Source organism: Streptomyces lancefieldiae, assembly GCF_031845825.1.
GTDB lineage: Bacteria > Actinomycetota > Actinomycetes > Streptomycetales > Streptomycetaceae > Streptomyces > Streptomyces lancefieldiae.
Map to the genome: position 1 here is coordinate 1 of NZ_JAVRFH010000074.1, position 24,314 is coordinate 24,314.

20 protein-coding genes and 4 pseudogenes are annotated in these 24,314 nt (G+C 69.4%); 6 read left to right on the forward strand and 18 right to left on the reverse strand.

What is annotated here, in order from left to right:
* A partial coding sequence (locus RM812_RS37160; protein WP_311584298.1) for a hypothetical protein occupies positions 1–204 on the forward strand: 204 nt, incomplete at its 5' end.
* On the opposite strand, the pseudogene RM812_RS37165 reads toward RM812_RS37160, so the two are convergent.
* The 12 genes and pseudogenes from RM812_RS37165 to RM812_RS37220 all read right to left on the reverse strand — a co-directional run.
* A pseudogene (locus RM812_RS37165) lies at positions 104–948 on the reverse strand (transposase); the annotation flags it as partial. The gene RM812_RS37160 and the pseudogene RM812_RS37165 overlap by 101 nt on opposite strands.
* Before the next feature lie 47 nt (positions 949–995).
* A pseudogene (locus RM812_RS43415) lies at positions 996–1,280 on the reverse strand (DDE-type integrase/transposase/recombinase); the annotation flags it as partial.
* 5 nt (positions 1,281–1,285) lie between these two features.
* Positions 1,286–2,032 carry a transposase family protein gene (locus RM812_RS37175; RefSeq protein WP_311584243.1) on the reverse strand — a complete coding sequence of 249 codons (747 nt, stop codon included), beginning with the start codon at positions 2,030–2,032 and terminating at the stop codon, positions 1,286–1,288.
* A 513-nt stretch (positions 2,033–2,545) separates the two neighbouring features.
* Complete coding sequence (locus RM812_RS37180; protein ID WP_311584245.1) at positions 2,546–3,436, reverse strand: NmrA/HSCARG family protein; 891 nt, start codon at positions 3,434–3,436, stop codon at positions 2,546–2,548.
* An 84-nt stretch (positions 3,437–3,520) separates the two neighbouring features.
* Positions 3,521–3,958, reverse strand: coding sequence for a MarR family winged helix-turn-helix transcriptional regulator (locus tag RM812_RS37185; RefSeq protein ID WP_311584248.1), 438 nt, complete (start codon positions 3,956–3,958; stop codon positions 3,521–3,523).
* Between the two features lie 416 nt (positions 3,959–4,374).
* Positions 4,375–4,992 carry a restriction endonuclease gene (locus RM812_RS37190; RefSeq protein WP_311584295.1) on the reverse strand — a complete coding sequence of 206 codons (618 nt, stop codon included), beginning with the start codon at positions 4,990–4,992 and terminating at the stop codon, positions 4,375–4,377.
* Between the two features lie 143 nt (positions 4,993–5,135).
* Positions 5,136–5,345, reverse strand: coding sequence for a hypothetical protein (locus RM812_RS37195; RefSeq protein WP_311584251.1), 210 nt, complete (start codon positions 5,343–5,345; stop codon positions 5,136–5,138).
* A 1,431-nt stretch (positions 5,346–6,776) separates the two neighbouring features.
* Positions 6,777–7,226, reverse strand: coding sequence for a GFA family protein (locus RM812_RS37200; protein WP_311584254.1), 450 nt, complete (start codon positions 7,224–7,226; stop codon positions 6,777–6,779).
* 51 nt (positions 7,227–7,277) lie between these two features.
* Positions 7,278–8,372: an NUDIX hydrolase gene (locus RM812_RS37205; protein ID WP_311584257.1), complete on the reverse strand. Its 1,095-nt coding sequence runs from the start codon at positions 8,370–8,372 to the stop codon at positions 7,278–7,280.
* 52 nt (positions 8,373–8,424) lie between these two features.
* Complete coding sequence (locus RM812_RS37210) at positions 8,425–9,198, reverse strand: PIG-L deacetylase family protein (protein WP_311584259.1); 774 nt, start codon at positions 9,196–9,198, stop codon at positions 8,425–8,427.
* Positions 9,195–9,503, reverse strand: coding sequence for a hypothetical protein (locus RM812_RS37215; protein ID WP_311584262.1), 309 nt, complete (start codon positions 9,501–9,503; stop codon positions 9,195–9,197). Before RM812_RS37215 ends, RM812_RS37210 begins: the two co-directional genes overlap by 4 nt.
* 255 nt (positions 9,504–9,758) lie before the next feature.
* A complete protein-coding gene (locus tag RM812_RS37220; protein WP_311584265.1) occupies positions 9,759–10,100 on the reverse strand; it encodes a hypothetical protein in 342 nt (113 codons plus the stop codon).
* A gap of 745 nt (positions 10,101–10,845) precedes the next feature.
* Here RM812_RS37220 and RM812_RS37225 point away from each other — a divergent pair.
* From RM812_RS37225 to RM812_RS37235, 3 genes are all read left to right on the forward strand, one after another.
* Positions 10,846–11,391, forward strand: coding sequence for a CPBP family intramembrane glutamic endopeptidase (locus tag RM812_RS37225; RefSeq protein WP_311584267.1), 546 nt, complete (start codon positions 10,846–10,848; stop codon positions 11,389–11,391).
* Positions 11,392–11,422: 31 nt separating this feature from the next.
* Positions 11,423–11,677, forward strand: coding sequence for a hypothetical protein (locus tag RM812_RS37230; protein WP_311584270.1), 255 nt, complete (start codon positions 11,423–11,425; stop codon positions 11,675–11,677).
* A gap of 99 nt (positions 11,678–11,776) precedes the next feature.
* Complete coding sequence (locus RM812_RS37235; protein WP_311584273.1) at positions 11,777–12,499, forward strand: hypothetical protein; 723 nt, start codon at positions 11,777–11,779, stop codon at positions 12,497–12,499.
* A gap of 143 nt (positions 12,500–12,642) precedes the next feature.
* Here the strand turns inward: RM812_RS37235 and RM812_RS43160 are convergent.
* A pseudogene (locus RM812_RS43160) lies at positions 12,643–12,896 on the reverse strand (transposase); the annotation flags it as partial.
* A 119-nt stretch (positions 12,897–13,015) separates the two neighbouring features.
* Here RM812_RS43160 and RM812_RS37245 point away from each other — a divergent pair.
* Complete coding sequence (locus RM812_RS37245; protein ID WP_311584276.1) at positions 13,016–13,825, forward strand: AraC family transcriptional regulator; 810 nt, start codon at positions 13,016–13,018, stop codon at positions 13,823–13,825.
* Positions 13,826–14,148: 323 nt separating this feature from the next.
* Here RM812_RS37245 and RM812_RS37255 read toward each other — a convergent pair whose 3' ends face one another.
* The 5 genes from RM812_RS37255 to RM812_RS37275 form a co-directional block, all read right to left on the reverse strand.
* The gene (locus tag RM812_RS37255) at positions 14,149–16,515 is read right to left on the reverse strand and encodes an ATP-binding protein (RefSeq protein ID WP_311584279.1); all 2,367 of its coding nucleotides are present in this window, start codon (positions 16,513–16,515) and stop codon (positions 14,149–14,151) included.
* Between the two features lie 449 nt (positions 16,516–16,964).
* Positions 16,965–17,231 carry a hypothetical protein gene (locus tag RM812_RS37260; protein WP_311584282.1) on the reverse strand — a complete coding sequence of 89 codons (267 nt, stop codon included), beginning with the start codon at positions 17,229–17,231 and terminating at the stop codon, positions 16,965–16,967.
* Between the two features lie 498 nt (positions 17,232–17,729).
* Entirely contained in the window at positions 17,730–20,003 is a 2,274-nt protein-coding gene (locus RM812_RS37265; protein ID WP_311584285.1) for an ATP-binding protein, read from the reverse strand.
* Between the two features lie 566 nt (positions 20,004–20,569).
* The gene (locus RM812_RS37270; RefSeq protein ID WP_311584288.1) at positions 20,570–21,568 is read right to left on the reverse strand and encodes an alpha/beta hydrolase; all 999 of its coding nucleotides are present in this window, start codon (positions 21,566–21,568) and stop codon (positions 20,570–20,572) included.
* A gap of 177 nt (positions 21,569–21,745) precedes the next feature.
* Entirely contained in the window at positions 21,746–22,759 is a 1,014-nt protein-coding gene (locus RM812_RS37275; protein ID WP_311584292.1) for an AraC-like ligand-binding domain-containing protein, read from the reverse strand.
* Positions 22,760–24,251: 1,492 nt separating this feature from the next.
* Between RM812_RS37275 and RM812_RS43420 the strand changes: the two are divergent.
* A pseudogene (locus tag RM812_RS43420) lies at positions 24,252–24,314 on the forward strand (helix-turn-helix domain-containing protein); the annotation flags it as partial.

Consider the following 24,314-nt stretch of genomic DNA (forward strand, 5'->3'; position numbering starts at 1 on the left):
ACAACCGACGGCATCCGTGACCTCCCCGGGAACGACGACCCGACAGGCCACCACTCCCACGGAACCACCACCCCTATCCCCGACCAGCGGAAACGCGTCGATCACGTCCGGAAAGACAACAGCTTCTTAGCACCCGCCCTTGAGGCTTGTTGCGTGACCTGGCCCTCGGCTCCCGCAACGCCCGACCCGTTCGCAGACACGTGACCAACTCACGCTTGAGCGCACCACGCCCCTCGATGAACAGCGACTGGTCGATGACCTCGTGACTGATGCGCATGGACTCATCATCGGGGAAGTCGACCTTCAGCCGATGCGCGATCTGCTCCGGGCTCCATGCCGTCGACCAGCGTCGGTCTTGGCGACGAGGCTTGTTCAACCCCTTCCACCGCGGTGTCCTGGGGCCCGGGACGATCGTGCCGTCATGCCTACGCACGTTCCCGGCGAGCCGGTCCCGCACCTACTCACGCAGCCGCTCGTGTCCCACCAGCTTGCCGGCCGTCGGACGCTTTGCGGCCTGCTGTGCCTTCCACTGCGCCACCACGGCGCGGTAGACGGGCTGCCCGTCCCTGGCCGCAGCGTTCCGGCGCAGTTCACGAGAGACGGTCCCGGGGCCACGGCCGATCGTGCGAGCGATCTCGCGTACCCCCTTGTCCTGGGCCTTGAGCAGCGCGATCTTCTTACGCTCGGCAAAACGACAAGTACCGGCCCGTGGGCTCGTCCAGGCTCAGCGGCCATGCCGCCAGCGTGTCGAAACGATCGGATCCCGACCGGGCCCGACACGTCGACCCCCTCGGCGGCCTGGACCATTGTGACCCTCGACGCGATCAGATGCCAGAACTACCGCTGCACAGCACGCGACGGCTCCGGCCGGCCGGGCGAGCGCATCGGCGCCCGCATCGCGCGATCCGCGGCCCACTGCCGTCGCGCCCCGGCCGGCGCCTGCGGCATCGGCTTCCCCTGTCGTCCCATCCAAGACCTCCGTGATCAAGGTGTTGCGACGACCGGTTGCATTCGCCCTGGCTGCCCGCGTCCGAGTGATGAACGAGCCCGGGACCTGCGGGGATGCCGACCCGGTCGCGGCGCCACAGGGCCATGTCGAGGGCGTCGAGGACGAGTTTGGCCCGCTTGCTGGTCGCGGCCGACCAGCCGACGATCGCCCGGGAGAACACGTCCACGACGAAGGCCGCGTAGACGATACCGGACCAGGTGGCGACATAGGTGAAGTCGGCGACCCACCGCTCATTCGGACGGCATGCGGTGAAGTCACGTTTGAGCAGGTCAGAGGTCATCCTGAATATGTGCAGGTCAGCAGGGTGCGGACGGCTTGGACGGCTGTGCCGATGCGGCGGGTGGAGCAGCGGGCTCGCCGCGGTGGCCGCCATGTCTTGAGTTGAGCGAAGGCGCGTTCGCCGGGGGCGCGGAGTCGGGCGTGGTCGCGGTTGAACTGCTGGTAGTGCTCGGGTTGTTCGCTGTGGTGGTAGTACGGGGTGCGGAAGGTGGCGTCGGCGCCCTGGTAGGCGCGGTCCGCGAGGACGAGGGTCTGCCGGGTGAGGCAGGCTTGGACGGTGCCGTGGGCTCGGGCCGCGGTGAGGTCGTGTGTGCGGCCCGGGGTTGCGCGGGAGAACCACGGCGGGGTGCCGTCCGGACGCGCGACGACCTGGATGTTCATGCCGTGCTTCCGGTGTTTCTGGGAGTGGTACGGCTCGTCCGCGGCGATGCGGTCGATGGGGATGAGCGTGCCGTCGACGATGAGGAAGTCTCCTTCGCCCAGGCCGACGAGGGCCTCGTGCAGGCCGGGTGCTCGGGAGGCCAGGACATCGAGGGTCTCGTCGACGTACCGCCAGGCGGTTGCGGTGGAGATCCCGAAGCCCGCCGCGAGCTGGGGCAGCGTCTCGTTGTTACGCAGGTGCACCAGCGCCAGCAGGGCCTGGTGGAAGCAGCCCAGCTTGCGCCACCGCGTGCCGCGTTCACACCTTCGGGCATAGATGAGCCATGAGACGTGCTCGACCAGCTCATGCTGGAGGTCGAGCATGGCTCGATACGGGACCAGGCGAGGCTCCTCGGACGAAGCGTGGTGCGTAGAGAACACCACCGCAACGACCAGGAGCCTCGCCTCGTCACACCACCCCGCTGACCTGACCCATCACCCCTGCAGGACGGGATGAAAACGGTTCAATGAAGTTGATCCGCCTCTGGTCAGACGGAAACAAGGTTTCAGCGGCGGTCAGAGACGCGCCGAGCACCGTTGCGGATGGTCGGCACGGTCAAGCCTGTTCCGGCCATCCGCTATACGGGTCCTGACGCCGGCGCGGCGGCCTCGTGGGCGTAGTCGGTGAGGTCTTCTGGTTGGCGGCCCGGGGCCTCCTGGACGTGGATCTTCACCTCGCTGTCGGCCGGCGGCCTCTCGACAACCAGTGTGCCGGTGTCGGCCCCGGGGCACGCCCCGGGAGCTTCGTGACTGCTTCAACCGTTGGCGGATGCGTTGCCGTGCCCGGAGCGCCGAGACCGTGGGCACGATGGCGGGGTGTTCATCGCGGCCGGAGGCTCAGGAAACAGCCACGTTCGTGGGCGCGGTCCAGCCGGTGGCTCGGATCCACTCGGCCAGGTCCAGGGTGGCCGGCTCGATCGAGCGCACCACCGCGGGGTCCGAAGGGTATTCCGCCGCCTTCGCGAACTCGCGGAACATCGCCTTGTCGAGGTCGGTGGGAAGCACGCTCAACGGGAGGGCCTCGTACCGTGCCGGGAGCCCGGCGCGCGCGCCGAACGCCGCGGCGATCTGGGGGCCCGTCAGCTCGTCGCCGACGAGCTCGACGGCTCCGCCGGGCGCCTCCGCGGTGCCGAGCAGGAGCGCGGCGGCGACCCGGCCGATGTCCCTGACCGAGATCATCTTCAGGGGCACGTCCTCCGGCAGCGGCAGCCTCAGCACGATCTCCCCATGCTCCAGGCTCGGCGCCATCACGCTCGCGAAGTTCTCCATGAAGGCGGTCGCTCGAACCATCGAGGCTCTGAGGCCGGACTTCCTCAGGTGCTCCTCGATCGAGTGCTTCGAGTCGTGGTGCGGCACACCCGACTCCCGGTCCGCTCCGAAGACCGAGTTGAACACGACGTGCGGGACGCCCGCCTCGGCCGCCGCGTCGACGAGCGCGGTACCGATGCGGATCTCCGCCTCGACCTCTTCGAGGCTGTTCGCCTCCGGGGTCATGAAGTAGAACCCCTCGACCGTCGCCAGCGCGGCGGCCAGCGACGCCGGGTCGTCGGCCCGGACGGCCGCCAGCTCGACGCCGCGGGCGGCCAGCGCCTGAGCCCGGTCGGACTGCGGGTTGCGGACCAGAGCCCGTACCCGCGCCTTGTGGTCCAGCAGCGCGTCGACCACCGCCCCGCCCTGTTGCCCCGTCGCTCCGAAGACTGCGATCGTGCCGGTCGTCTGTGTGCTCATGGCTGCCACCCTTCACTAGTTCATGGCGTGAACAAAATTAGTTCACGGCATGAACGTCGTCAAGGGTGCGGGTGCAGCGGGACCTCACGGTGTGATGGGTTGGTTCGAGGGGGGCGAGAGGTCCGAGGTGTCCACGATGGCGGTGGCCACGCGCTCGAAGTCGCGCTGGTCGTCGGCGTCGAGGTTCCTCGCGATCTCGGGCAGGCGCTTGGCGACCTGGGCGTAAACGGCGTCGCCGAGCACCTTCCCCGTGGGCGTCGCACTGAGCATGACGACCCGTCGGTCCTGCGCCGAGCTTGCACGGCCGACCAAATCGCGCCGCGCGGTGCGATCGACCAGCTGGCTCAATGCGTTCTTGGTCATACCCAACGACGCGGCGAGGTCAGCCATCTGCCGCGGCTCGTTCCTGACTGCGCAGAGCAGCGTGGCCTGCGAGGGCGTCAAGTCGAACTCGGTGCAGATCTGCGCGTACTTGCGTTGGATCACAACCGAGAGCCAGAAGAGTTTGTCGCCATAGTCCACGCCGACCTCCCCGATCCGATACGAACGATCAGCCTACTCGTCGCGGTCCGGCAGACCACGCCACTCACCAGGAGATACACACCTCTGCGAGACCGGCCTGGCACGGGCTGCATCCGGCCAAAGGTAGCGTGACTGCCCACGGACCAGGCAGGCACCCTAGACCGCTCCAGCGGATTCCGGCGGTCAGACGGCTGGGCCGCCATGTTGAGAGCGACGTCCTGACCAGCTGCTTTCCCGCTACCTTGCCGCGCTGCATCCGACAACTGTGTTGGAGTCGGACCCGGCTGTGACACTGCTGGACGGCTGCGCCTGCACGACCCCGGTGCGGACCTGGCCGTCGTGGGATGGCATGCGTTGAGGAAGTCACCGTGAGTCTGTCCGTTCGGCCACCTGTCGCCACCGCGCCTCGGCAGGGTTCAGAACCCGGAGGCGGGACGGCGGGGGGAGGGAACCGCGCTCAGGAGTTCCCACAGAGGAGTAGAGCCAGCGGCCCACTGGGCGAGCAGGTGGCGGTCGACGAGGTGGAGTCGCTGGGAACGGGCGAAGGCGACGGCTTTGTCCGTGAAGCGGCCGTTGGTGACCAGCACGACAACGTCACCGTTGTGGACGGGTCGGCCGGTGCCGTTGAGAACGTGCAGGTCCGGGGTTCCGACCGCGGATCCGGCCAGTCCGGCCGTGCGGTGCTTACATTGGATCACCCACAGGCGGCCGAAGGGGTCCGTGGCCTTCACATCGGCGCCATTGTCGCCGGCCCCACCGACCCGGATCGCCTCGGGGCAGCCGTCACGGCGCATCAGATCCCGTACGGTTTCTTCGAACTGCCGGTGGTGCAGGGCGTCGATCTGTGGCATCGCGTAACGCAGTCCCTGCTCCCGTACCCGGTTCCAGCGGGCGGTCTCCCGGCGCCGGTGTATCCACACCCCGCCGGCCGCCGCCGCGACGAGCAGCAGCACGATCGGCACCCAGGGGTGTGCGGCCAGCCACCGCAGCGCGCCGATCACCAGGCTCCACACCACGGCGAGCACCAGCAACAGCAGACCGACCTGCTCCCAGCCAGGCGTCCGCCTTCGGCAGTAGTAAGCCGGGCGACGCCTAGGCGCGGACCGGCGTCGAGAGGCGGGAGACGTACGGCTTGGGCGTCGGGCGGCGGAGCGGCGAGTGCTCCGGGATCGAGGGCTCATGTGCCGGCCTGAGAGATGCCGTTCACCAGCTGCTTGATCACGTTGAAGATGCCCTGGCCCAGCGGGGTCGGCGCGATCACGATGCCCAGGGCCAGGACGAAGAGCGCGGTGTTGCGTTCCTCGACACGGCTTCTGGCCTGAGTCCTGCGGCGTAACCGCATCACCACGATGACCGCGAGCAGCACCCCCACGTTGATCGTCACCATGCGAAAACCGCTCCCGCCCCGCCCTCGTCTCCTGCACTGTTCCTGGCCGCCCTGAAGGGGCCGGGAAACAGTGCAGCCGATCAGGCGACCGGATCGCAGCGGGTCAGTGAACGTTGGCGGAACGTCGCCGGACGCTGTCCGGTTACCGCCCGGACACCCGTTCCCACAGGTGAACGAGGTAGAGGGACCCGACCGGCCGTTCCGGCCCGGCGACCGCACTCGCCCAAGAAGAACCGGCCTCGACACCGGCCAACCGCGGCTCCGAGCGGGCCGGGGTCGGCGGCAGATAGCCATCCACAACGGGTGCCTGCGGCCCCGGTCGTGGATCAGACGGTGAGGAGCACTGCGGCCTTACGCGGTGAACTGCCGGACGACGTCGGAACGTCAGTGGGGGACTCCACGCTACGAGGGCTCGCCCTTCCGTCCCGTGATGGGCAACGTTCCGAAACCTGCCCGGACGCTCAACCCGTTCACCTGAACGAGTGAACGCGGGGTGATCGGCGGGCAGGTTCACCCGTCACGTCCACGCTGATCGTGATGACGGCCAAGGACAGAAAGGGAGGCAGCGCGTGGGTAGCGAAGAGCTGAGGTATCTGCTGGGAGGTCCTCATGAGGCGGGTGAAGAGGTGGTGTGCCTTCTGCGCGCCCATGACGTCGATGAATGCAGGACACCAGGCCGAGGCCGCAGCAAGTGCAAGATCGGCATGACGAGCGATCTGGGCACCCGCCTGCCAAAGATCTAGAACGGGTCCTCTGACCCACTGGAGTTGGTGGCGACCTACCCGGGAGGCGAGGACCTGGACGCGGCCCCACCGAGGTCCTGCTGGAAACCGGCATACGCAACGTCGCGGCCCTCGGCCTGTACACCGCGTGCGGCTACGAGCCGATCCGCCCGTGCGTTCCCCGGCCGCAACCCCGAGATCAACCGAGCACTGAGGAAGGTCTTCCGGCAGCAGCCGGCGTCCCAGCCCCACACCGGCCTGCTCGTGTAACCGGATTCAGACCCGAAGTCCGCGTCCGTTCTTGCGAGCCTCCTCGGCGTGGCGACCTGAGCCGGCCCCGCCGGTCAGAGACCACCCGTCCTCCCCGATCGCGTAACAGCGAACGGAGCAGTCCAGCGAACGCCGGATGAAGAGGGCGGACAGGGCGTCGGCCGCCTGGTGGGCGCCGACGAGGTGGAGCCGTGCCGGGGTAGGCCGGTCCCCTCGGTGCACTCGGCCGCGGCCATGAGCAGGGGGCTCGCCGGGCTTGGCGCTGGATCCTCCGGGGACTTCGCGGCTGTGGGCGTCCGGGGTGCGAGCCGGGGGAGCGGAACTCGCGGAGAGCACGTTCTCGGTGTCCTGCCAGGGGGCACGGGACGGTAAGGCGACGACGCTGGTGAGGTCGGGCCGCCCTGGGGAGCGGGTGACTTTGCCGATCGGTGGACGGCGGTTATCCAGCCGTGTGGTGCTCGGTTTCCGGCACGGGAGGCAGCCAGTGCACGGCATTGTCGCGGAAGGACGCGTGGATCGGCACGAGGTCTGGGCCGCTGGTGTCGTCGAGGGCGGTGACGTTGATGCCGACCTCTGGGATGTCGCTGTCGATTGCCGCGAGGCGGCTGCCGCAGGTCGGGCAGAAGCCGCGCTTCGCCTCGCCTTCGAAGGTCTCGTACCAGGTTGGTTCGCCACCCTCACCGGTCCAGGTGACCGTCTGGAATCCCACCCACCACATCACTGGTGTGCCGCCGAGCTTTTGACAGTGGCAGCAAGCACAGGTGTGGGGGAAGACGGCCGGGCCTCGTGCGGTGAAACGGATGCGTCCGCACAGGCAGCCGCCAGTACGCCCTTCGTCATCTTCGGCTCCCTTGGCGTTGGCGGCAGGGATGGCGTGAGAGCTGGTCATGCGGTTCTCGCTTCGGTGTGGCCCGACGTGCTTGGAACCGGGCAGGGGCTATCAGAGGGTGAACGTGTCGGCTGCCGGTTCGGTGATGGGCTGGCGTACGGCTTTGGGGATGTTGAGCCGGGTGCGGGCCTGGTGGAGGGCGGCGAGCTGGTCGGCGGCCGACTCGCCCCAGTCGAAGAGCTCCAGAGCCTGTTCAGGTGTGGCCAGGATGCGGATGTAGGTGCGGCCGGTGGCCGGATCGACAGGCGCAGGCCCCAGGCGGGTGAGGACGGCGGCGTACCGGAGGCGGGAGCACGTTTCGTCGGTGGCGGAGAGGTGCCCGATGAACAGCGGCTCCCCGACCTCGGCTGCGGCCTCCTCGCGGGTTTCCCGGCGCAGTGTGAGCAGAGGGTCGCCACGGTCCTGGGGTTCGGGAGTGCCGCCGGGCAGGCAGGCCGCGCCTGTGTCCGGCTCCAGTAGCACGAGCACGCGGCCGTCGGGGGCAAAGAGCCAGCCCCAGGCCTGGTGCACGGGGAGGTCTTCCGGAGCCGGGCCGGTATGGAAGGGGAAGTGGTGCCGGGCGCGGGCGGTGCGCAGGACACCGGCCTGGTCCAGGACGGTGGGGGCGATCGGGAGACCGTCCTCCAGCAGGGCGGGGCCGGCGGCGTTGATACGGGCGCGCAGCGCGGACAGGGCGCGGCGGGCGTTGTCGGGTGACATCAGCTCGGGCAGGCGGGCGGGTTCGACGAATTCGACCGCCTCGATCTCGCCTTCGCGGGGCCGGATGGCGGCGATCTGTTCGTCGCTCCACGTCCCGCCGTCGAAGACGTGCAGGACCTCGCCGGGAAACCGCATGGCGGGGCGCGCGTTGGCGCCGGCGGCGGAGACCCAGTCCACGGCGAGCCCGCGGTCGAGTGCCATCGTGACGCCGAGTTCTTCGCGCAGCTCGCGGGCGGCGGCGTGGGCGGGTGACTCGCACTTGTCGACCGCGCCGCCCGGCAGGACGCGGGTGTCGCGGTAGCTGACGCGCTCGACCAGGACCCGGCCGCGCCGGTCGGTGATCAGTGCGGACGCTCCGGCCCACACGGCGGCCTCGGTGCGTTGGGCCCCGTACTTTTCGTCGGTGAAGACGCTCGGTGTTTTGTCCGAGGTAGGTGTGGTGGTCATCTTGGACTCCAGTTGTGCGGTGCGCGCGGCGTGCGGGGGGGGGGCGTGACTGTCAGGCGAGGAGCCGGTACGGGTCGCCCGCGACGGGGCCGGGGGTGAGCCTGGTGAAGGACTCGGTGCTGATGATCTCGTTGCGTTCGGCTTCGGGCAGGCGGGCGAGGATGCCGGGCAGGGGCCGTTCGCGTGCGACCTCCCCCTGGTGGGCGAGGATGGCGGACCACTTCACCCCGGCCCACGGGCTGACGTCGACGGTTGTGGTCACATACGCGTTGGGGACGGTAAGTACGCTCTTCCCGACCCTCTCCAGCAGGGTCCTGAGTCGGCCCACGCCCGCCTCCGGATGCGTGGCCGCGTACAGCGCCGACGGCTGCCAGGGGGCGCCCGCCTCGGGGTAGAGGGGCTCGAGACCGGCGGCCCCGACGGCGAGCAGGGTGATCTGGTGGGTGCGTACGTGGTCGGGGTGGCCGGTCAGCTGGCCGACCGCGTCGTGAGTGACGACGATCTCCGGGCGGAAGTCGCGGATGTGGGTGACGAGACGGCCGATGGCCTCGTCGAGGGGCGCGTCGACGAGTCGGGACTCACCGGGGGCGGACTCGGGGTTTCGGGCATCGCCGTAGCCGAGCAGCCGCGGGGCACCGGCGCCCAGGGCAGCGAGGGCCGCGGCGAGTTCGGGCGCGCGCCTGCTGTCCGGCGCCCAGGTGGCGGTGACGACACCGGTGCGTGCCCCGGCGGCGCGGTGCTGTGCGAGTACGCCGCCGGCCAGGAGGCTCTCATCGTCCGGGTGCGCGAACACTCCCAGCAGCGAGGGCACGTGCGGGCTGTTCATGACGAAGGGGTCTCCTCGAGGTGATGGTCGGGCGGGAGGTTCAGATGACCGGCGGCCGCCAGGGTGATCACGGTCCACGTGCCCAGGCAGAGGGGGATGAGCGGGGCGGGGAGGTTGCGGTGGGCGATCCAGCAGCTCCCGGCCTGCCGGCTGAGGGTGCGGCCCTGCCGGCCCCGTACTTCCGGGCCGGACGCGGTCACCTGGAGGTTGCGTGCCGCGGCGGCGTGAGCGCCCCGCACCCGCGTCTGCTCGTCACGTGCTGGCGGCGCAGCGAAGACCGCCGCCTGTGCCGGCCCACCCGTCACATGCCCTCCCCGGAAACGGCCCGTGCTTCGCCCCGGTCAACGGGTGAGGGCAGGAGGGCGTCACGGCCGGGCCACTGCACCACGACGCGGCAGTGGTTCTTGTCCACCACGTCGCCGGGGGGGGGCCGGTGGTCCGGCGTTCCGGCGGGGTGCACGGTCACGGCCGGAACGCTGCTCGCGCCGCCGTCGCCGCGTACGTCCCGGTCCCAGGCCCGGACCGCCTCCGCCAGCTTCTCGCCGAGGGCGGAACCCTGGTCACCGAAGGCGTGGACGTACCACTCCCATGTCGGCCTGCAGCCATGCCGCGGACACCGAGCTCGTCGCGCGACCGGCTTCGTCGCGGCGGGTGACGATGGCGACGTCTCCGGCGTCGTACGCCGTCTTCAGGTCCTTCTCGGGAGCGAAGCGGTGTCGGGGCACCGTGCGCAGTGCGTCGCGCACCGGTGCGGAGACGGCCCAGCCGCCGGCGATGACCGTCTCGGCCATCGCTTGGCGCAGCCGGACGGCCTCGGCCGGTTCCCCCGGCACAGGCGGCTGGTCGACGGCGACGGGATAGGAGGCCGCCGGCGGCAGGCTGGGGATGACTCCGGGCCACACAGCATCCACCGCAGCCGCGGCCGGGGCGAACACGTCGCCGACTGGTGAAGAGGCAGTGTTCCAACCCTGCACTGTTCCTGTCGGGGTGCGGTGTTCCTCGCGTTCAGGTCCTCCGCCGTTGCGGCCACGGGTGACCAAGCTGTCTGGCGTACTCCGGAGATCCGCCGCAGACCTCGGCTGTCTGACGTGGGTCACCCGCCACGAGTTGCTCAGCAAGTCTCTCGGCCTGACTTTCAGGGTCGTCGTTGGAGACGTCAAGCACCATCCGGAACTGCAGCCATGGGTGTACTCGGACCGGACGTACGCCCGGGTGCCCCCGGCGATGTCCCACGCCGGCGACCCGGCCCGACCGGCCCTTCGACGTGCACCTGGCCGTGATCGAGGTCGAACTTCAGCAACTCGAAGCCCGCCCGCGCCGCCTTGGTGCTCGCGTCGTCGACGACGTTGTCGGGACGCGTCACCGTCACTGAGGCGAAGCCGGCGACCTGTCCCACGGAGTAGCTCACTTCCGCTCCCTTCTCTGAAGCCCTTCACGGTGCCTCCTCACGTGACGTGAGGTGCAAGCCCGGTGCGGTCCCGGGTGTCACACCGTGAACGCCCCGCCTTTCGCGGCATCCGGCGCCCCGTGTCCCCCGTGAGAGCTACCCGGAGCTGTCCACTCAGGGGTGATTCGCAGGAGTCGGCATTCTCATAGCGTTCTCGGCAGGTCGCGGAAGGCACGCGCCGATGCCATACGGAGGTCGTCATGAGTACGACGCGCACCGCGTCGCCCCAGCCCACACGCCAAAAGGCCGGCCGCTTCTTCCGGTCTCCCCTCGGCTGGATGCTGACCGGGATAGTGGGTGTGGGCCTGGCGTCCAGCCTGGCCTCCGTGGGTGGGGTGGTCGCCGTCCTGGGTGCGGCCGTGGCAGTCGTCATCTACTGGGCGGTGATGCGCTACGTCGCCCGGCGGGACATGCCGGAGATCGCGAAGTCGGGGGCCGTCACACAGGCGTTGTTCGGTGGCGTGATCGGCTTCGGGTTCATCACCGTGTCGATGCTCATGCTCCTCACCGAGTTCTCGTTCGACGAGCGGCCCGGTAACGGGCTGTCGATCGTGTCGAGCATGGCCGCGATGCAGGTCGGCGCCGCCGTGACCGAGGAACTGCTCTTCCGCGGCCTCGCCCTCCAGGCACTGGAGAAGCTGTGCGGCAGCTGGGCGGCTCTGGCGATCACCGCGGCGCTGTTCGGCGGACTGCACGCGGCCAACCCGGGTGCCACACTGTGGAGTTCGACCGCGATCGCCATCTAGGCCGACGTCCTCCTCGGTGCCGCGTTTTCCCGTGGACGCGCAACATCTGGTTCTCGTGGGCCTGCACTTCGCCTGGAACACCAGCGTGGGCCTGATCGGCATCCCCGTCTCCGACCACGCCTCGGAGGGCCTGATGACCACCACTCCGACCGGCCCCGACCTGGTGACCGGCGGAGAGTTCGGTCTGGAGGCGTCGATCGTGCCCGTCATCATCAGCGTGCTGCTCGCGGTCCCCATGCTCATCGCCGCCCACCGGCGGGGCAACCTGGTACCCATGCGCCGCTGAACACCTGTGCCGGCGATCGCCCCCCTGACCCTGACAAGGGCGAGGCGACCGGCTTCGACCACTGAGCCCCCTTACCCCGACAAGTCGTTGGAGATTCCCATGCGTTCACACCTCGCCGCCCAATCCACCCGCCTGGTCCTGGCCGTCACCGCCGCGGTGGCCCTCGCCGCCAGCCTCACCGCCTGTGACTCCGACGACGACACCGCGACCGCGGGTCAAAGCTCGGCGCAACCCTCGTCCTCGACCACCGGCGGAACCGGGGCTCCCGCCGAGAGCTCCCCCGGGACCCCGGCCGCGACCACGAACTCCACCGGCTCCACGAGCACGACGACAGGCAACTCGAACAGCTCGGGCGGCTCGGGCGGCTCGTCCGAGCAGTCGGACGCCGATGACCAGCCCGCGCGGGAACTCGGTGATTCCTGTCGCACCGGCGACCTGGACTTCTCCGTCACCGCCGGGGACGGCGACTACCTCGTCGTCACCGCCAAGGCACAGAACCACATGGCCTGCCGGCTGTCCTACGAAGCGCCCCAGGTCATCTTCAACTCCTCCGAGAGGACCACGCCCTACCCGGCCGAACTGATGAAGCTCACCCCCCCGGACACGATCGAGCTCTCCGGCACCACGGCCGCCTACGCCGTCCTCATACCGAACACCACCCGGGCCGAGGACGTGGTGGAAGTCGACGCGGCGGAAATCTCCCTCGGCGAGGGAGACTCCGACCCTGCCTTCATCGAACTCCCGGGCACCTACAGCGTGAGCGAGTCATCCATCACCGAGTGGTACCCCAGCCCGGACGCCGCCACCCCCCAAGCCAACTGACGCATCCCACACACCGCCGCACACCCCCGGCACCGCACGTCAGCGGGCACGTCCCCGCCCCCGATGGCGTCGCGCGTCAAGACCGGGCGGGGCCGCCGTAGGTGTGGCTCGTACGCGGCCTACATGCGGGTGCCGTTGACCTCGCCGTTTCGGTAGCGGCGATGAGGCGTCGTTGAGGGGTAACTGCCGATGCCTCGCTTGCGGAGCCATCGGCGCGGGCCGCGGCGTGAGCGGATCGGTGGCATCCCGCGCACGAGCGGCTTCAGGCCGAGGCTGTCGTGCAGTTGGCGCCGGAGATGCCCAGCGACAGAGGTAGACCGTTCCGGTCCGTGACGAGGTGGATTTTCGATCCGTCTTTGCAGCGGCCAGTCGGATTCGGTGCGGTCAGTGGCCCCCTTTCTTTGCAGCCCTGAGGCTGACGGACCTGGCTCCTGTCACTCCTCGTTTCCCCGACCCCACGCAAGGGAAAACTACGTGATCATTACGTGGCGAGACCAATCCTGTCGGAAACTCGTTGTGGAAGAGCGAGCCGCTGGACACGACAGCGGCACCTGGACATACCAATTGCCGGATCAGTGGTTCGGCATCGTCACGCCAATACGAGGTGTGTGTCAAATTGAAGGTCGAGAGAATCGCGGTTGGTTACGTACCACGCTCAGGCCTGGAGAGGTCTGCCGGGTCGCACCCAACAACTTGATCCGGCTCGGCAGGACACCGCCCAGACGTCTCCCATTCGAAGTCGTTTATGTCCAGCTTTCCGTAGAAGTCCTTCAGCGAGCACTGGAAACGCACACCACCGCTCCTGTCCGTGATGTTTCGGAATTACAGACACTGCGCGCCTTCGATCCACATCTCGCATCCATGGCGCAAACTCTACTTCACGCCCGAAAGACAGGTGCAGGAGAGCGCTATGCCCTGAGTGCAGCCCACTACCTGGCTGAATATCTACTCCATCCACGCCGCGACGCCTCACCGCACACCGGAGGTCTTAGCCCGGAGCAGCTACAAGCGGTGACCACATTTATGAGCGCGAATTTCTCCTCGAGTATCACGCTTGATCAGCTTGCCAAGGAAGCAGGGCTCAGCCGGTACCACTTCCTGCGTCGTTTTTCCGCAGCCACCGGAAAGACTCCTCTGCAATACCTCACCGAGTTGCGCATCGAAGCTGCCTGCTATCTGCTCGCAGTAGACACTGACCCAGTATCTCAAGTCGGTAGGCGCTGCGGTTTCCCTAACCCGGAGCACTTCGCCCGTGTGTTCCGTAAGCACGTTGGATGCGCGCCATCGCAGTACCGGCAGCAAGGGCAGCGTGCCTCTTCCCCTTGAGCGGGTGTCACCGCATCGTCGTGACACGGATCCACCGTGATGCTCGCACCCGTCTCTACCTCGAACGACCCACGAAACAACTACTGCTGGGTTCCTCTTTCACTGGGTATGTGTCCTGGTGGCGGGGTAGTTGAGGTGCTCGGGGCGGGCCTTCGACAGGGCCCTCTCCACCAGCTGGCGCAGATCACCGTCCATGCCGTCAAGGGCGGGCTCGGCGGACAGGACACGAAAGGCAACGGCGTCGGCAGCACCACTGCCGAAGGGAAGACGCCCTGTTGCCGCGTAGGCGACCAGGGCACCCCCGCACCGGAAGGATGCGGCCTTCAGCCGCCCGACCCCGCCGACGGGTCCCTCGGCTCAGGCGGGCCGGAAGGGTACTCGGTGCCGGTTGCACGGCGGGCAATCGAGCCGGGCACGGTCCGAGGCGGTGCTCCAAGGGTGCCGAGGGCGGAGAGGCGTTCCCGCGCTTCGGTGAGGTGGCTGGGGTCGGCTGCCGTGCCGAGGGACACGCACCGGGTGAAGGCGTCCCGGGCTTCGTCGCGGTGGCCGGCGGCCAGCAGGGCGTCGCCGAGGCGGGTCAGGGCGCGGCTTTCCAGACCCTTGTTGCCGCTGTTGCGCCCGAGGTTCACTGCGGCTCGCAGGTGGTCGGCGGCCTCGGGCCAGTTCTTGAGGCAGGTGTGAGACCGGCCGATGTTCATCTCCAGGTTTGCGCGGGCGAAATCTGCGATGTGCGGTTCGATGCGGTCGCCGGCCTGGTCGAGGAAGGCTAGCGCGCGCAGGTCCTCCGCGAGTGATTCCTCGTGCCGGTCGGCGAGGAGGAGGTTGTAGGCGGTACTGGTCATGGCCTGGAGGGTGCCGTGGAGATCGCCGGCGGCCTCGAAGAGCAGGGCTGACTCGTGGTTGTGATCTGCCGCCGCAGCGTGGTCGCCGAGCAGTCCGAGGGCCCAGGCACTGTAGAAGTGGGCCCAGCCCTGCTGGGGGAGGTGATCGGCGCGCTGGGCGGCGGCGAGGGCCTGGGCGGCGCGGGCGAGGCTGTCGTGGTGACGGCCTTCGCAGAGCAGCAGGGCCCAGGCGTGGTAGTTGAGGTGAGTGGCTTCCAGTAGGGGGTCACCGAGGGCCTGTGCGCAGTGGGCGGCGGTTCGGAAGACTTCGGGCCAGTGTCCCCAGAAGACCCACTGGTCGGAGAACCAGTGCAGGGCTTCGGTGACTTCCACGACGGTGGTGTGGTCGCCCGCGGTAGCGGCCGCGCGCAGGGCGGCGAGCCAGTTGTCGCCTTCGTCCTGGAGCCACTGGCCGGCGAGTTCGACGGTGGACAGGTCGACGGTGGCCTGCCAGGTGGCGGGTGGGGCGCCGTGGTCGGGTTCGTACCAGCGGCCTGCCACGACGGCGGTCTCCAGCAGCCAGCGGTGCAGCGTCGACCGCGCCGCCTCGCTGTTCTCGGAGGGCTCTTCGGCGTGCAGTCGGCTGCGGGCGAACAGCCGCAGCAGGTCGTGCAGGCGGTAGCGGTCCCGGTCGGTGCCCAGCAATCCGGTCTCGACCAGTTCCTCGAGGGTGTCCTCTGCGTCGAACAGTGGCTGCCCGGTCAGCTGGGCGGCGCCGGCGGCGCTGACTTCGGGGCCGTCGACCAGGGACAGCAACCGGAACAGGCGGGCGGCGGTGGGGGTGAGCTGGCGGTAGGACAGGTCGAAGGCCGCCGACAGGCGCAGGTCGCCGGCGGCCAGGGTGTCCAGGCGGCGTTCTTCGAGCGCGAGCCGGTCCGCGAGGCGGCGCACGGTCCAGCCGGTGCGGGTACCAAGCCAGTTGCCCGCCACGCGCAGGGCCAGCGGCAGATGCGCACACCGACGGGCGACCTCGGCGAGCGCAACCGGGTCGGCGTCCGCACGTTCCTGTCCGACCAGGGCGGTCAAGAAGGCGGCGGCATCGGCAGGTGACAGCTCGCCGATGGGCAGACGGTGGACGCTCTCCAGACCTGTGAGCATCCTTCGGCTGGTGATCACCACCATCCCCGCCCCCGCCCCCGGCAACAGCGGGCGGACCTGGGACTCATCGCGGGCGTTGTCCAGCACCAGCAGACAGCGACGCTCGGCCAGCACCTGCCGGTACAGCTCCGGGTGGCCCTGCGGGCCGGCCTTCGCAAGGTCCCTGTCGGCCACCCCCAACGCCTTCAGCACGCGCAGCATCAGCTCGGCCGTGTCCGGCGGACTGTCGTCCAAGCCTCGCAGGTCGAGCATTAGCTGCCCGTCGGGGAAGTGTTCGGCAAACCCGCGGGCGGCATGCAGAGCCAGGGTGGTCTTGCCCGCCCCAGGCGGCCCGGACACCGCCACCACCACGGGGTGCATGACGGCAGCCCTGCCGGCCAGTGCCGCCAGATGGGCCAGCTCCACCTTCCGGCCGACGAAATCAGTGATACCGCGCGGGAAAGCGCGCACTCCAACCGCGCCATGGCGCGGATTACGGCCGGACCGGGCGGCGGCCAGCAACCGCTCCCGAGCCGCCTCATCCAGCCCCAGGCCGTTCGCCAGCGCGGCAACCGTTCCCCGTTGGGGAGTCGCCCGCCGACCCCGCTCGAGATCCCCGATCCCTCGGACACTGACCCCCGATGCCTCCGCCAGAGCCTCGATCGTCAGCGACGCCTCCAACCGCAACTGCCGCAACAGCGCCCCGAACCCCGCACCGCCCACTTCGGCCACCCCGTCACCTCACATCCCCTACGCCAGAACCGTTCCGACATCGCGCCTGAACAGGAGCGAAGCGCCCAGCGGCGAGAAGAATCCTACGGCGGCCGACCAGGTGCACCGGCCACGTGGTGCGGCCCACAGGTCGACTCCTCGTGCGCGATCCGAAAACCCATCAGTGCTATGAACGGCTTGGGGTCTTCCTTCCAGTCCTTGACCCAGCCCGGATGTCGGCTTCGAGGGCCTGGATGTTCTCGTGTGCGCCGCGGCGGATCATCTGGTGGGCGAGGTAGCCGAACCACCGCTCGACCTGATTGATCCAGGAGGAGCCGGCCGGGGGGAAGTGCGGCTCGAACCGGGGTGTTTGGCCAGCCAGGCCCTGATCGCCGGGGTCTTGTGGGTGCCGTAGTCGACCACGACCAGGTGGACCTGCAGATGAGCGGGCACCTCCTTGTCGATCCGGATCAGGCACTTCTTGCGCCCACGGCCCGGTGACGGCGGTGCAGAGCCGTGACGACCTCGCCGGTCGTGACGTCGAAGGCGGCGAACAAGGTGGTCAGGCCGTTGTGGACGCAGTCGTGGGTGCGCCGTTCTGGCATGCCGGGCATCATGGGCAGCACCGGCTGGGACCGGTCCAGGGCCTGGGTCTGGGACTTCTCGTCCACCGAGAGCACCATTGCCCCGTCGGGCGGGCTGAAGTACAGTCCCACGACGTCGTGGACCTTCTCCACGAACAACGGGTCCGTCGACGGCTTGAAGGTGTCGGTCGGATGTGGCTTGAGCTGGAACTGCCGTCAGATCCGGCCGACCGTCGACTTCGGCGGACACTGTGCTGGGCCATCGATTTCCGCGACCAGCGGGTGGCGTTCTTCGGCAGTTGTTCCAGCGCGGTGACCACCACCGCTTCCACCTGGTCGACGCTGATGGTGGGTGGCCGGCCCGGCCTGGGCTCGTCGGCAGTCCGTCCAGCCGGTCGGCGAGGAAGCGCCGCCGCCACTTGCGGACTGTGTCCGCGGTCACCCGCAACTACGGGCGACCGCGACGATGGGCGGCACCTCCGGCCCGCGCAAGCCAGCACAATCCGCGCCCGCAGGGCCAGCGCCTGGGCCGGTGTCGCCCGACGCGTCCACCGCTCCAACACCGCCCGCTCGTCCTCGGACAGCAACAGCGGTTCCAGCTTCGGGCCCCGACGAGGCACTGACGCACCAGCAGCAGAAGTCACGTTGTCTCTAACGATCAACTACTGGCGCACAGGACGCTAGTTCGGCGAGGCGTTCTTGGGCCTCGGTGAGGCCGTGGGGGTCGGCTGCCGCGCCCAGGGCGAGGCATTGGGTGAAGGCGTCCCGGGCCTCGGCGAGGTGCCCAGCGGCCAGCAGGCTGTTGCCGAGGTGGACCAGGGCGCGGCTCTCTATGGCTGTGTTGCGGCTGGTGCGGCAGAGTGCCACGGCGGTGCGCAGATGGTCGGCGGCCTGGGACCAGTTCTCGAGGTGGGCATGGGCCCCACCGATGGTCATCTGCAGGTTCGTGCGAGTGAAGTCGGCGATGTGCGGTTCGATGCGGTCAACGACCTGGTCGAGGAAGGAGAGCGTGCCGAGAATCTCCGCGATGGATTCCTGGTGTCGGCCACCGTCCAGAAGGATCTGACTGTGCTCGACCCTGGACTGGAGGGCGCCGTGGAGGTCACCGGCGGCCTCGAAAATCCTGGCCGCCTCACGGTTGTGATGTGACGCAGCAGCATAGTCGCCGAGCAGTCTGAAGGTCCACGCAGTGTATTTGTGGGCCCAGCCCTGCTGCGGGAGGTCGCCGGCGCGCCGGGCTGCGGCGAGCGCCAGGGCGGAGTGGTCGAGACTGTCCTGGTGGCGGCCTTCGCAGACGAGCAGGGCCCAGGCGTGGTAGTTGAGGTGGGTGGCTTCGAGGAGGGGGTCGCCGAGAGCTTGGGCGCAGTGGGCGGCAGTGGCGAAGACCTCGGGCCAGTGTCCCCAGAAGATCCACTGGTCGGAGAACCAGTGCAGGGCTTCGGCAACCTCCACCACACGGGCGTGGTCGCCTGCGGCAGCGGCCGCGCGCAGGGCGGCCAGCCAGTTGACGCCCTCGGTCTGAAGCCACTGGCGGGCGTGCTCGGCGGTGGACAGGTCGACGGTGCCCTGCCACGTGGCGGGCGGGGCGCCGTGGCCGGGCTCGTACCAGCGGCCGGCCACGACGGTGGTCTCCAGCAGCCAGCGGTGCAGCGCCGACCGGGCCGCCTCGGCCACCTCGGCCGGTTCCTCGGTCCGCAGCCTGCCGCGAGCGTACAGCCGTAGCAGGTCGTGGAGGCGGTAGCGGTCCTGGTCTGTGCCCAGCAGGCCGGTCTCGACGAGTTCCTCGAGGGTGTCCTCGGCGTCGAACAGCGGCTGCCCGGTCAACTGGGCGGCGCCGGCGGCGCCGGCATCGGGCCCGTCGACCAGGGACAGCAGCCGGAACATGCGGGCGGCGGCGGGGGTGAGCTGGCGGTAGGACAGGTCGAAGGCCGCCGACAGGCGCAGGTCGCCGGCGACCAGGGTGTCCAGGCGGCGCTCTTCCAGCGCGAGTCGGTCGGCCAGACGTCGCACCGTCCAGCCGGTGCGGGTGGCCAGCCAGTTGCCTGCCACACGCAGAGCCAGCGGCAGGTGTCCGCAGCGGTCAGCAACCTCGGCCAGCGCGCCCGGGTCCGCATCCGCGCGCTCCTGTCCCACCAGGGCGGATAGAAAAGCGGTGCTCTCGGCCGGGCTGAGCTCGCCGAGGGCCAGGCGGTGGACGCTCTCCAGGCCGGTGAGCATCCTCCGGCTCGTGACCACCACCATCCCCGCACCCGCGCCCGGCAGCAAGGGACGAACCTGGGCCTCGTCACGGGCGTTGTCCAGCACCAACAGACAGCGACGCTCGGCCAGCACCCGCCGACACAGATCCGGATGCCCCTGCGGGCCGGCCTTCGCAAGGTCCCGGTCCGCCACCCCCAACGCCTTCAGCACGCGGAGCAGCAGCTCGGCCGAACCGGGCGGCTCGTCGTCCATGCCCCGCAGATCGAGCATCAGCTGCCCGTCCGGGAAACGCCCGGCCAGCTCGTTGGCGGCGCGCAGCGCCAGCGTGGTCTTGCCGGTGCCGGGCGGCCCGGACACAGCCACCACCACGGGTATCCCCACAGCCTCCTGCTCGGCCAGCGCCGTCAACCGCGCCAGCTCCACCTCCCGGCCCACGAAATCGTCGACACCGCGGGGAAAGGCACGCAGCCCCGCCGGCTGCGGGCGAGCATTGCGGCCGATCCGGGCGGTGGCCAGCAGCCGCTCCCGATCCGCCTTGCCCAATTGCAGCCCGTCCGCGAGCGCGGCCACCGTCCTGCGCTGGGGAGTCGTGACCCGCCCCCGCTCCAGATCCCCGATCCCACGGACACTCACCCCCGACGCCTCCGCCAACGCTTCCAGCGTCAGTGACGCCCCCAGGCGCAACTGCCGCAACAGCGTCCCGAACTCCGGACCCGCTTCGGTCACCCGGCCACCCCTCCGCTGCACCCCTGACCCGAACGACGTGATGATTTTGCCCGAGCGAGAATTCCGAGGCGCGCCCGGGGGATCGAGAAGGCCTGGTGACGAGCCGGAGCGTCGCCGGGCGGGCGGCCCAGTTCCAGCGCATCGGCATCCCCCCCATGGAGGGAAGGGCGCTCCCAGGGCCTGGGGGAGTCCTTGATCGAACGGGGAGAGGACGCCGGAAGCCCGATCCTGTCTCCGTCAGGCCCTCGACCTGGACGACGCGGCCGACAACACAGTCCTGAAAACCGCGCAGAAATTCCTGGACTCACTCCAATGGAGGGGAAAGCGCTCGCCGTGACCTGTCTGGGTGCGGGTGTCCCGAGGGGCTGCGGTCTGAGAAGCGGTGCCTTCCTGAGTGGGGCGGACCGGCCGCAGCGCCGAAGCGATGCCGGCCCTCGGAGACGCGCCGATGCCGACAGGTCCGCTTCCGCGCCGGGCGGCTGCCCGACCGTGCGCATCGGATCCAGCAGCGCGGCACGCCGGCCGCAGCCGGTGAGCTCATGCCCGTAGAACAGGGAGCGGGGGAATCAGCCGCGGTGCCGGTGCAGAGCGACGTGCAAGGTGTCGAGAGCCTGGACGAGGGCTGCGCGTGCAGCGTCCGTGTCACGCAGCGGTTCGAGCACCATGAAGCTGTGGATCGTGCCGTGGTAGCGCATGGAGACCACCGCCACGCCGGCCGCCCGGAGCTTGGCCGCATACGCCTCACCCTCGTCGCGTACCACGTCGGCCTCGCTGGTGACCACGAGTGCCGGCGGGAGCCCGGTGAGCTGCTCCACGCTCGCCTGCAGCGGTGATGCGGTGGCCAGGCTCCGCTGCCGCACGTCGGGCAGGTACTGGTCCCAGAACCAGCGCATGGTCTCGCGGCCGAGGAAGTAACCCTCGGCGAACTCCTGGTACGAAGGAGTGTCGAAGTCGGCGTCGGTGACCGGGCAGTGCAGCACCTGCTGCAGCAGCCGCACGTCGCCGCGCTCCTTGGCGAGCAAGGTCAGTGCCGCCACCAGGTTGGCGCCGGCCGAGTCGCCCACGGCGGCCATCCGGCTCCCGTCCAGACCGATCTCGCCGCCTCGCTCGCAGATCCACCTCGCGACCGCGTAGCACTGCTCGAGAGCGACCGGGTACTGCGCCTCCGGAGCGCGCTCGTACTCGACGAAGACCACGGCAGCGTCCGTACCGAGGGCGAACGCACGCACCAGGCGCTCATGGGTGCCGGCGTCACCCAGAACCCAGCCCAACCCGTGCAGGAACAGCACAACGGGAACCCTGCCGACGCTGTCGACGGGCCTGACCACCTGCACCCGTACGTGACCGGTCGGCCCGCCCGGCAGTGCGAACCACTGCGCGGAGGTGGCCTCCTCGTCGAGAAGGTCGAGATCGCTGCCCTTCCCCTGGAGACGGGCCAGGCCCAGCCGGGCCTGTTCCGGATCTGGGGAGCGCGCCGACCGTAGACAGGCATGTCTGTCCACGAACGCTCGAGTGGGGTCGTCCAGGACCGTGTGGGGACGGGGCGAAGGGACGAAGTCGGTCACACGGTCTCCAGTCGGGGAAGGCCAGGGGCATGGGGCGAAAAGTTGTTCAGCACGCCGGGTGCCTGATCGGGCTGCGGAAGCGGTACTGCGGCTGCCGGGCCCGGGTACTGCCGCCACGGGCACGGTGCGGCTCCCAGCGGGCACCTTACGCTCCAGGACCCGGGAGCCGGCCCTCCGTCAGTCGGCCACCGTGGTCGATGGCGTCGGCGTACCGGCCACGGACCGCACGATCTGGTCCCGGCCGGTGCGCAGGCTACGCCATTCACGAGGGGAGACGCCGTAGGTGGCGCGGAAGGCACGGCTGAAGTGGGCGGGGCTGACGAAACCCCACCGCTGGGCCACCGCGGACACGGTGAGGGCTGTCCTGCCACGGCGCGCCAGTTCTCGGCCGCATTCCTCCAGGCGCCGTTGCTGGATGAGCCGTCCGACAGTGATCCCCTCGCCTTCGAACAGCCGGTGCAGATACCGGACGGATATCCGATGCGCTTGAGCGATGCTCTCCGGCGACAGGCCCGGGTCGCCCAGGTTCCGGTCGATGTGCTCGCGGACGCGTAGCAGCAGATGGCTGCGGGCGGTGTCCAAGTCCGTGCCGCACAGGTGAACCTGCTCGGCAATCAGAGTGGCGAACAGATCGACGACATTGCCGGCCAGCGGGTTGGCGACGGCCGGGGGATAGCCATTGGCCGAGGAAGCCAGGGTGGTCAGGAACGGGAGCAGCATCGCGCCGAAGCCGCCCCCTGTACCGATGACATTGCCCGTGACCTGCCGGATGTCGCTGTCTGGCAGACCCAGAGTGCGGCGGGGCAGTTGGAAGACATGCGTGGCGAACCGCCGCGGATAGTCGAAGGAGTACGGCCGTGTCGTGTCGTACACCACGAGGTCTCCTTCGCACACCTCCGCCCGCCGGCCGTCCTGGATGAAGGTGGCCGTACCGGATACCTGGACTTTGACCGCCACCAGCGCCTCGGACGATTGGGTGATCAGTGCCGGGGTGCGGCTGAGTCGTTCCGCGTCGGCCTCCATGGTGGAGACCTGAAGATAGCCGAGGTGGTGGGTGGTGATCCGGCCGTCGAACGGGCCGTCGTCCCGCGGAGCGACCGACATCGGCACCAACGTCCTGCTCACCGCCTCGTTCCAGTACGCGACCTTGTCCCGGTCCGGAACGGAGGCGGTTGTCAACACCAGGCTCACGTTGCTCTCCGCTCAGGGAAAATGACTTCAGGGGTTACGACGGGCGGAAGCAGGACGGACGGCTGCGCCTATCCGGTAGGCGGCGGCCGGTGCCCGGCAGGGCCTGACGGCTCGTTGTACGGGCAGTGATCTCGCTGGAGCGCGACCGCGCCGTTCGGCGAGGCCCGGTTCCCATCCGCAAGGAACAGCCAACCAGCGGCCGGCCGCTGGTCCCAGGCAGAAACGCAGGCAGAAATCGCAGGAGTGGGCGGGGTGGCCCGCGAGGTGCTGTGGGGCAGGTACCGGAACAGCACAGTGCGCCGTGACGTAGGGGAGCGTCGTCACATCGGACCAGAGCTCGTGCACGGTAGGCGGTGATGCGCCGGGTGCCTTCGGCAGGGCTCCCCTGTGCTGGGCGGGACTGACGTGCCGAGGTGGTCGCTCCACCACCCCGTGGCCACGTTCTCGGTGTGCGGCACCTCCTGCTGGGTGCCTCTGTGTGTCCGCTCGCCGCCGTGTCGAGCACCGCAGAGCCCCAGGGCCGTCGCTCGTGGCCGTGGTCCTGCGGCAGGCATTTTGCGCATGCTGCCGGCCCCTGTTGATGCCGGACAATCCCGATGTGCAGCAGAGCGCGCCTGCCGACGCACTGAGCCGCTGGAAGCAGTACGGCATCGACACCGACGGCTACATCGCGGGTGCCTTGGCAGTGGGGACCTACGATGGCCGGGTGTACGGGCCGGCTCCCGCCGTCCACACAGTCGTCCTCTTCTGCGAGAAAGACCAAAGCGGGCAAGGATTGCTCACGGCATGCCCATCTCGATTCGCGGGATCGGCGCCCCCCCACGTCCGCTTTCGCCCTGCCCCTTCCAGTGGCATGGTGACAGGCAGACGCCCCCGTCGAACGCACCAGGACGTCGCCGCCCGCCCTGTCGGCCGACTGGGGGTGTCAGGTGATGTGCCGCAGCAGCGCGGCGACCGCTGAGGGCGCCTCGCTAGTGTCCTGCACCGGTAATTGCGGCCCTAAGTCTTTAGGCTGTTTTCATGTCGCCTCGGGGTCCTCGTGCTGCGAAGTCGTGCTGTCCGTCGAGGAGCGTGCGGAGTTGTGCGTGGTGACCACCACCGCTTCCACCTGGTCGACGCTGATGGTGAGTGGCCGGCCCGGCCTGGGCTCGTCGGCCAGTCCGTCCAGCCGGTCGGTGAGGAAGCGCCGCCGCCACGGCGGACCGTGTCCACGCTCACCCGCAACTACGGGCGACCGCGACGATCGGCGGCACCTCCGGCCCGCGCAAGCCAGCACAATCCGCGCCCGCAGGGCCAGCGCCTGGGCCGATGTCGCCCGACGCGTCCACCGCTCCAACACCGCCCGCTCGTCCTCAGACAAAAGCAACGGTTCCAGCTTCGGGCCCCGACGAGGCACTGACGCACCAGCAGCAGAAGTCACGCAGCTACTACTGAGGTTTTCGGATTGTCGTCGGGTAGTGACGGTTCATGATCCCCGCGGTATGCCGATGAGGTGAGGTATCCAGAGGGTGGGGGCCTGACCGCTGAGCGGCGGGCATTTCGTGAGGGGATCCGG

Coding starts and splice junctions, on each gene's coding strand:
- RM812_RS37175 (WP_311584243.1), bottom strand. CDS start 2,032: ATGCTCGACCTCCAGCATGAGCTGGTCGAGCACGTCTCATGGCTCATC.
- RM812_RS37180 (WP_311584245.1), bottom strand. CDS start 3,436: ATGAGCACACAGACGACCGGCACGATCGCAGTCTTCGGAGCGACGGGG.
- RM812_RS37195 (WP_311584251.1), bottom strand. CDS start 5,345: ATGGTGACGATCAACGTGGGGGTGCTGCTCGCGGTCATCGTGGTGATG.
- RM812_RS37200 (WP_311584254.1), bottom strand. CDS start 7,226: ATGACCAGCTCTCACGCCATCCCTGCCGCCAACGCCAAGGGAGCCGAA.
- RM812_RS37205 (WP_311584257.1), bottom strand. CDS start 8,372: ATGACCACCACACCTACCTCGGACAAAACACCGAGCGTCTTCACCGAC.
- RM812_RS37210 (WP_311584259.1), bottom strand. CDS start 9,198: ATGAACAGCCCGCACGTGCCCTCGCTGCTGGGAGTGTTCGCGCACCCG.
- RM812_RS37225 (WP_311584267.1), top strand. CDS start 10,846: ATGAGTACGACGCGCACCGCGTCGCCCCAGCCCACACGCCAAAAGGCC.
- RM812_RS37235 (WP_311584273.1), top strand. CDS start 11,777: ATGCGTTCACACCTCGCCGCCCAATCCACCCGCCTGGTCCTGGCCGTC.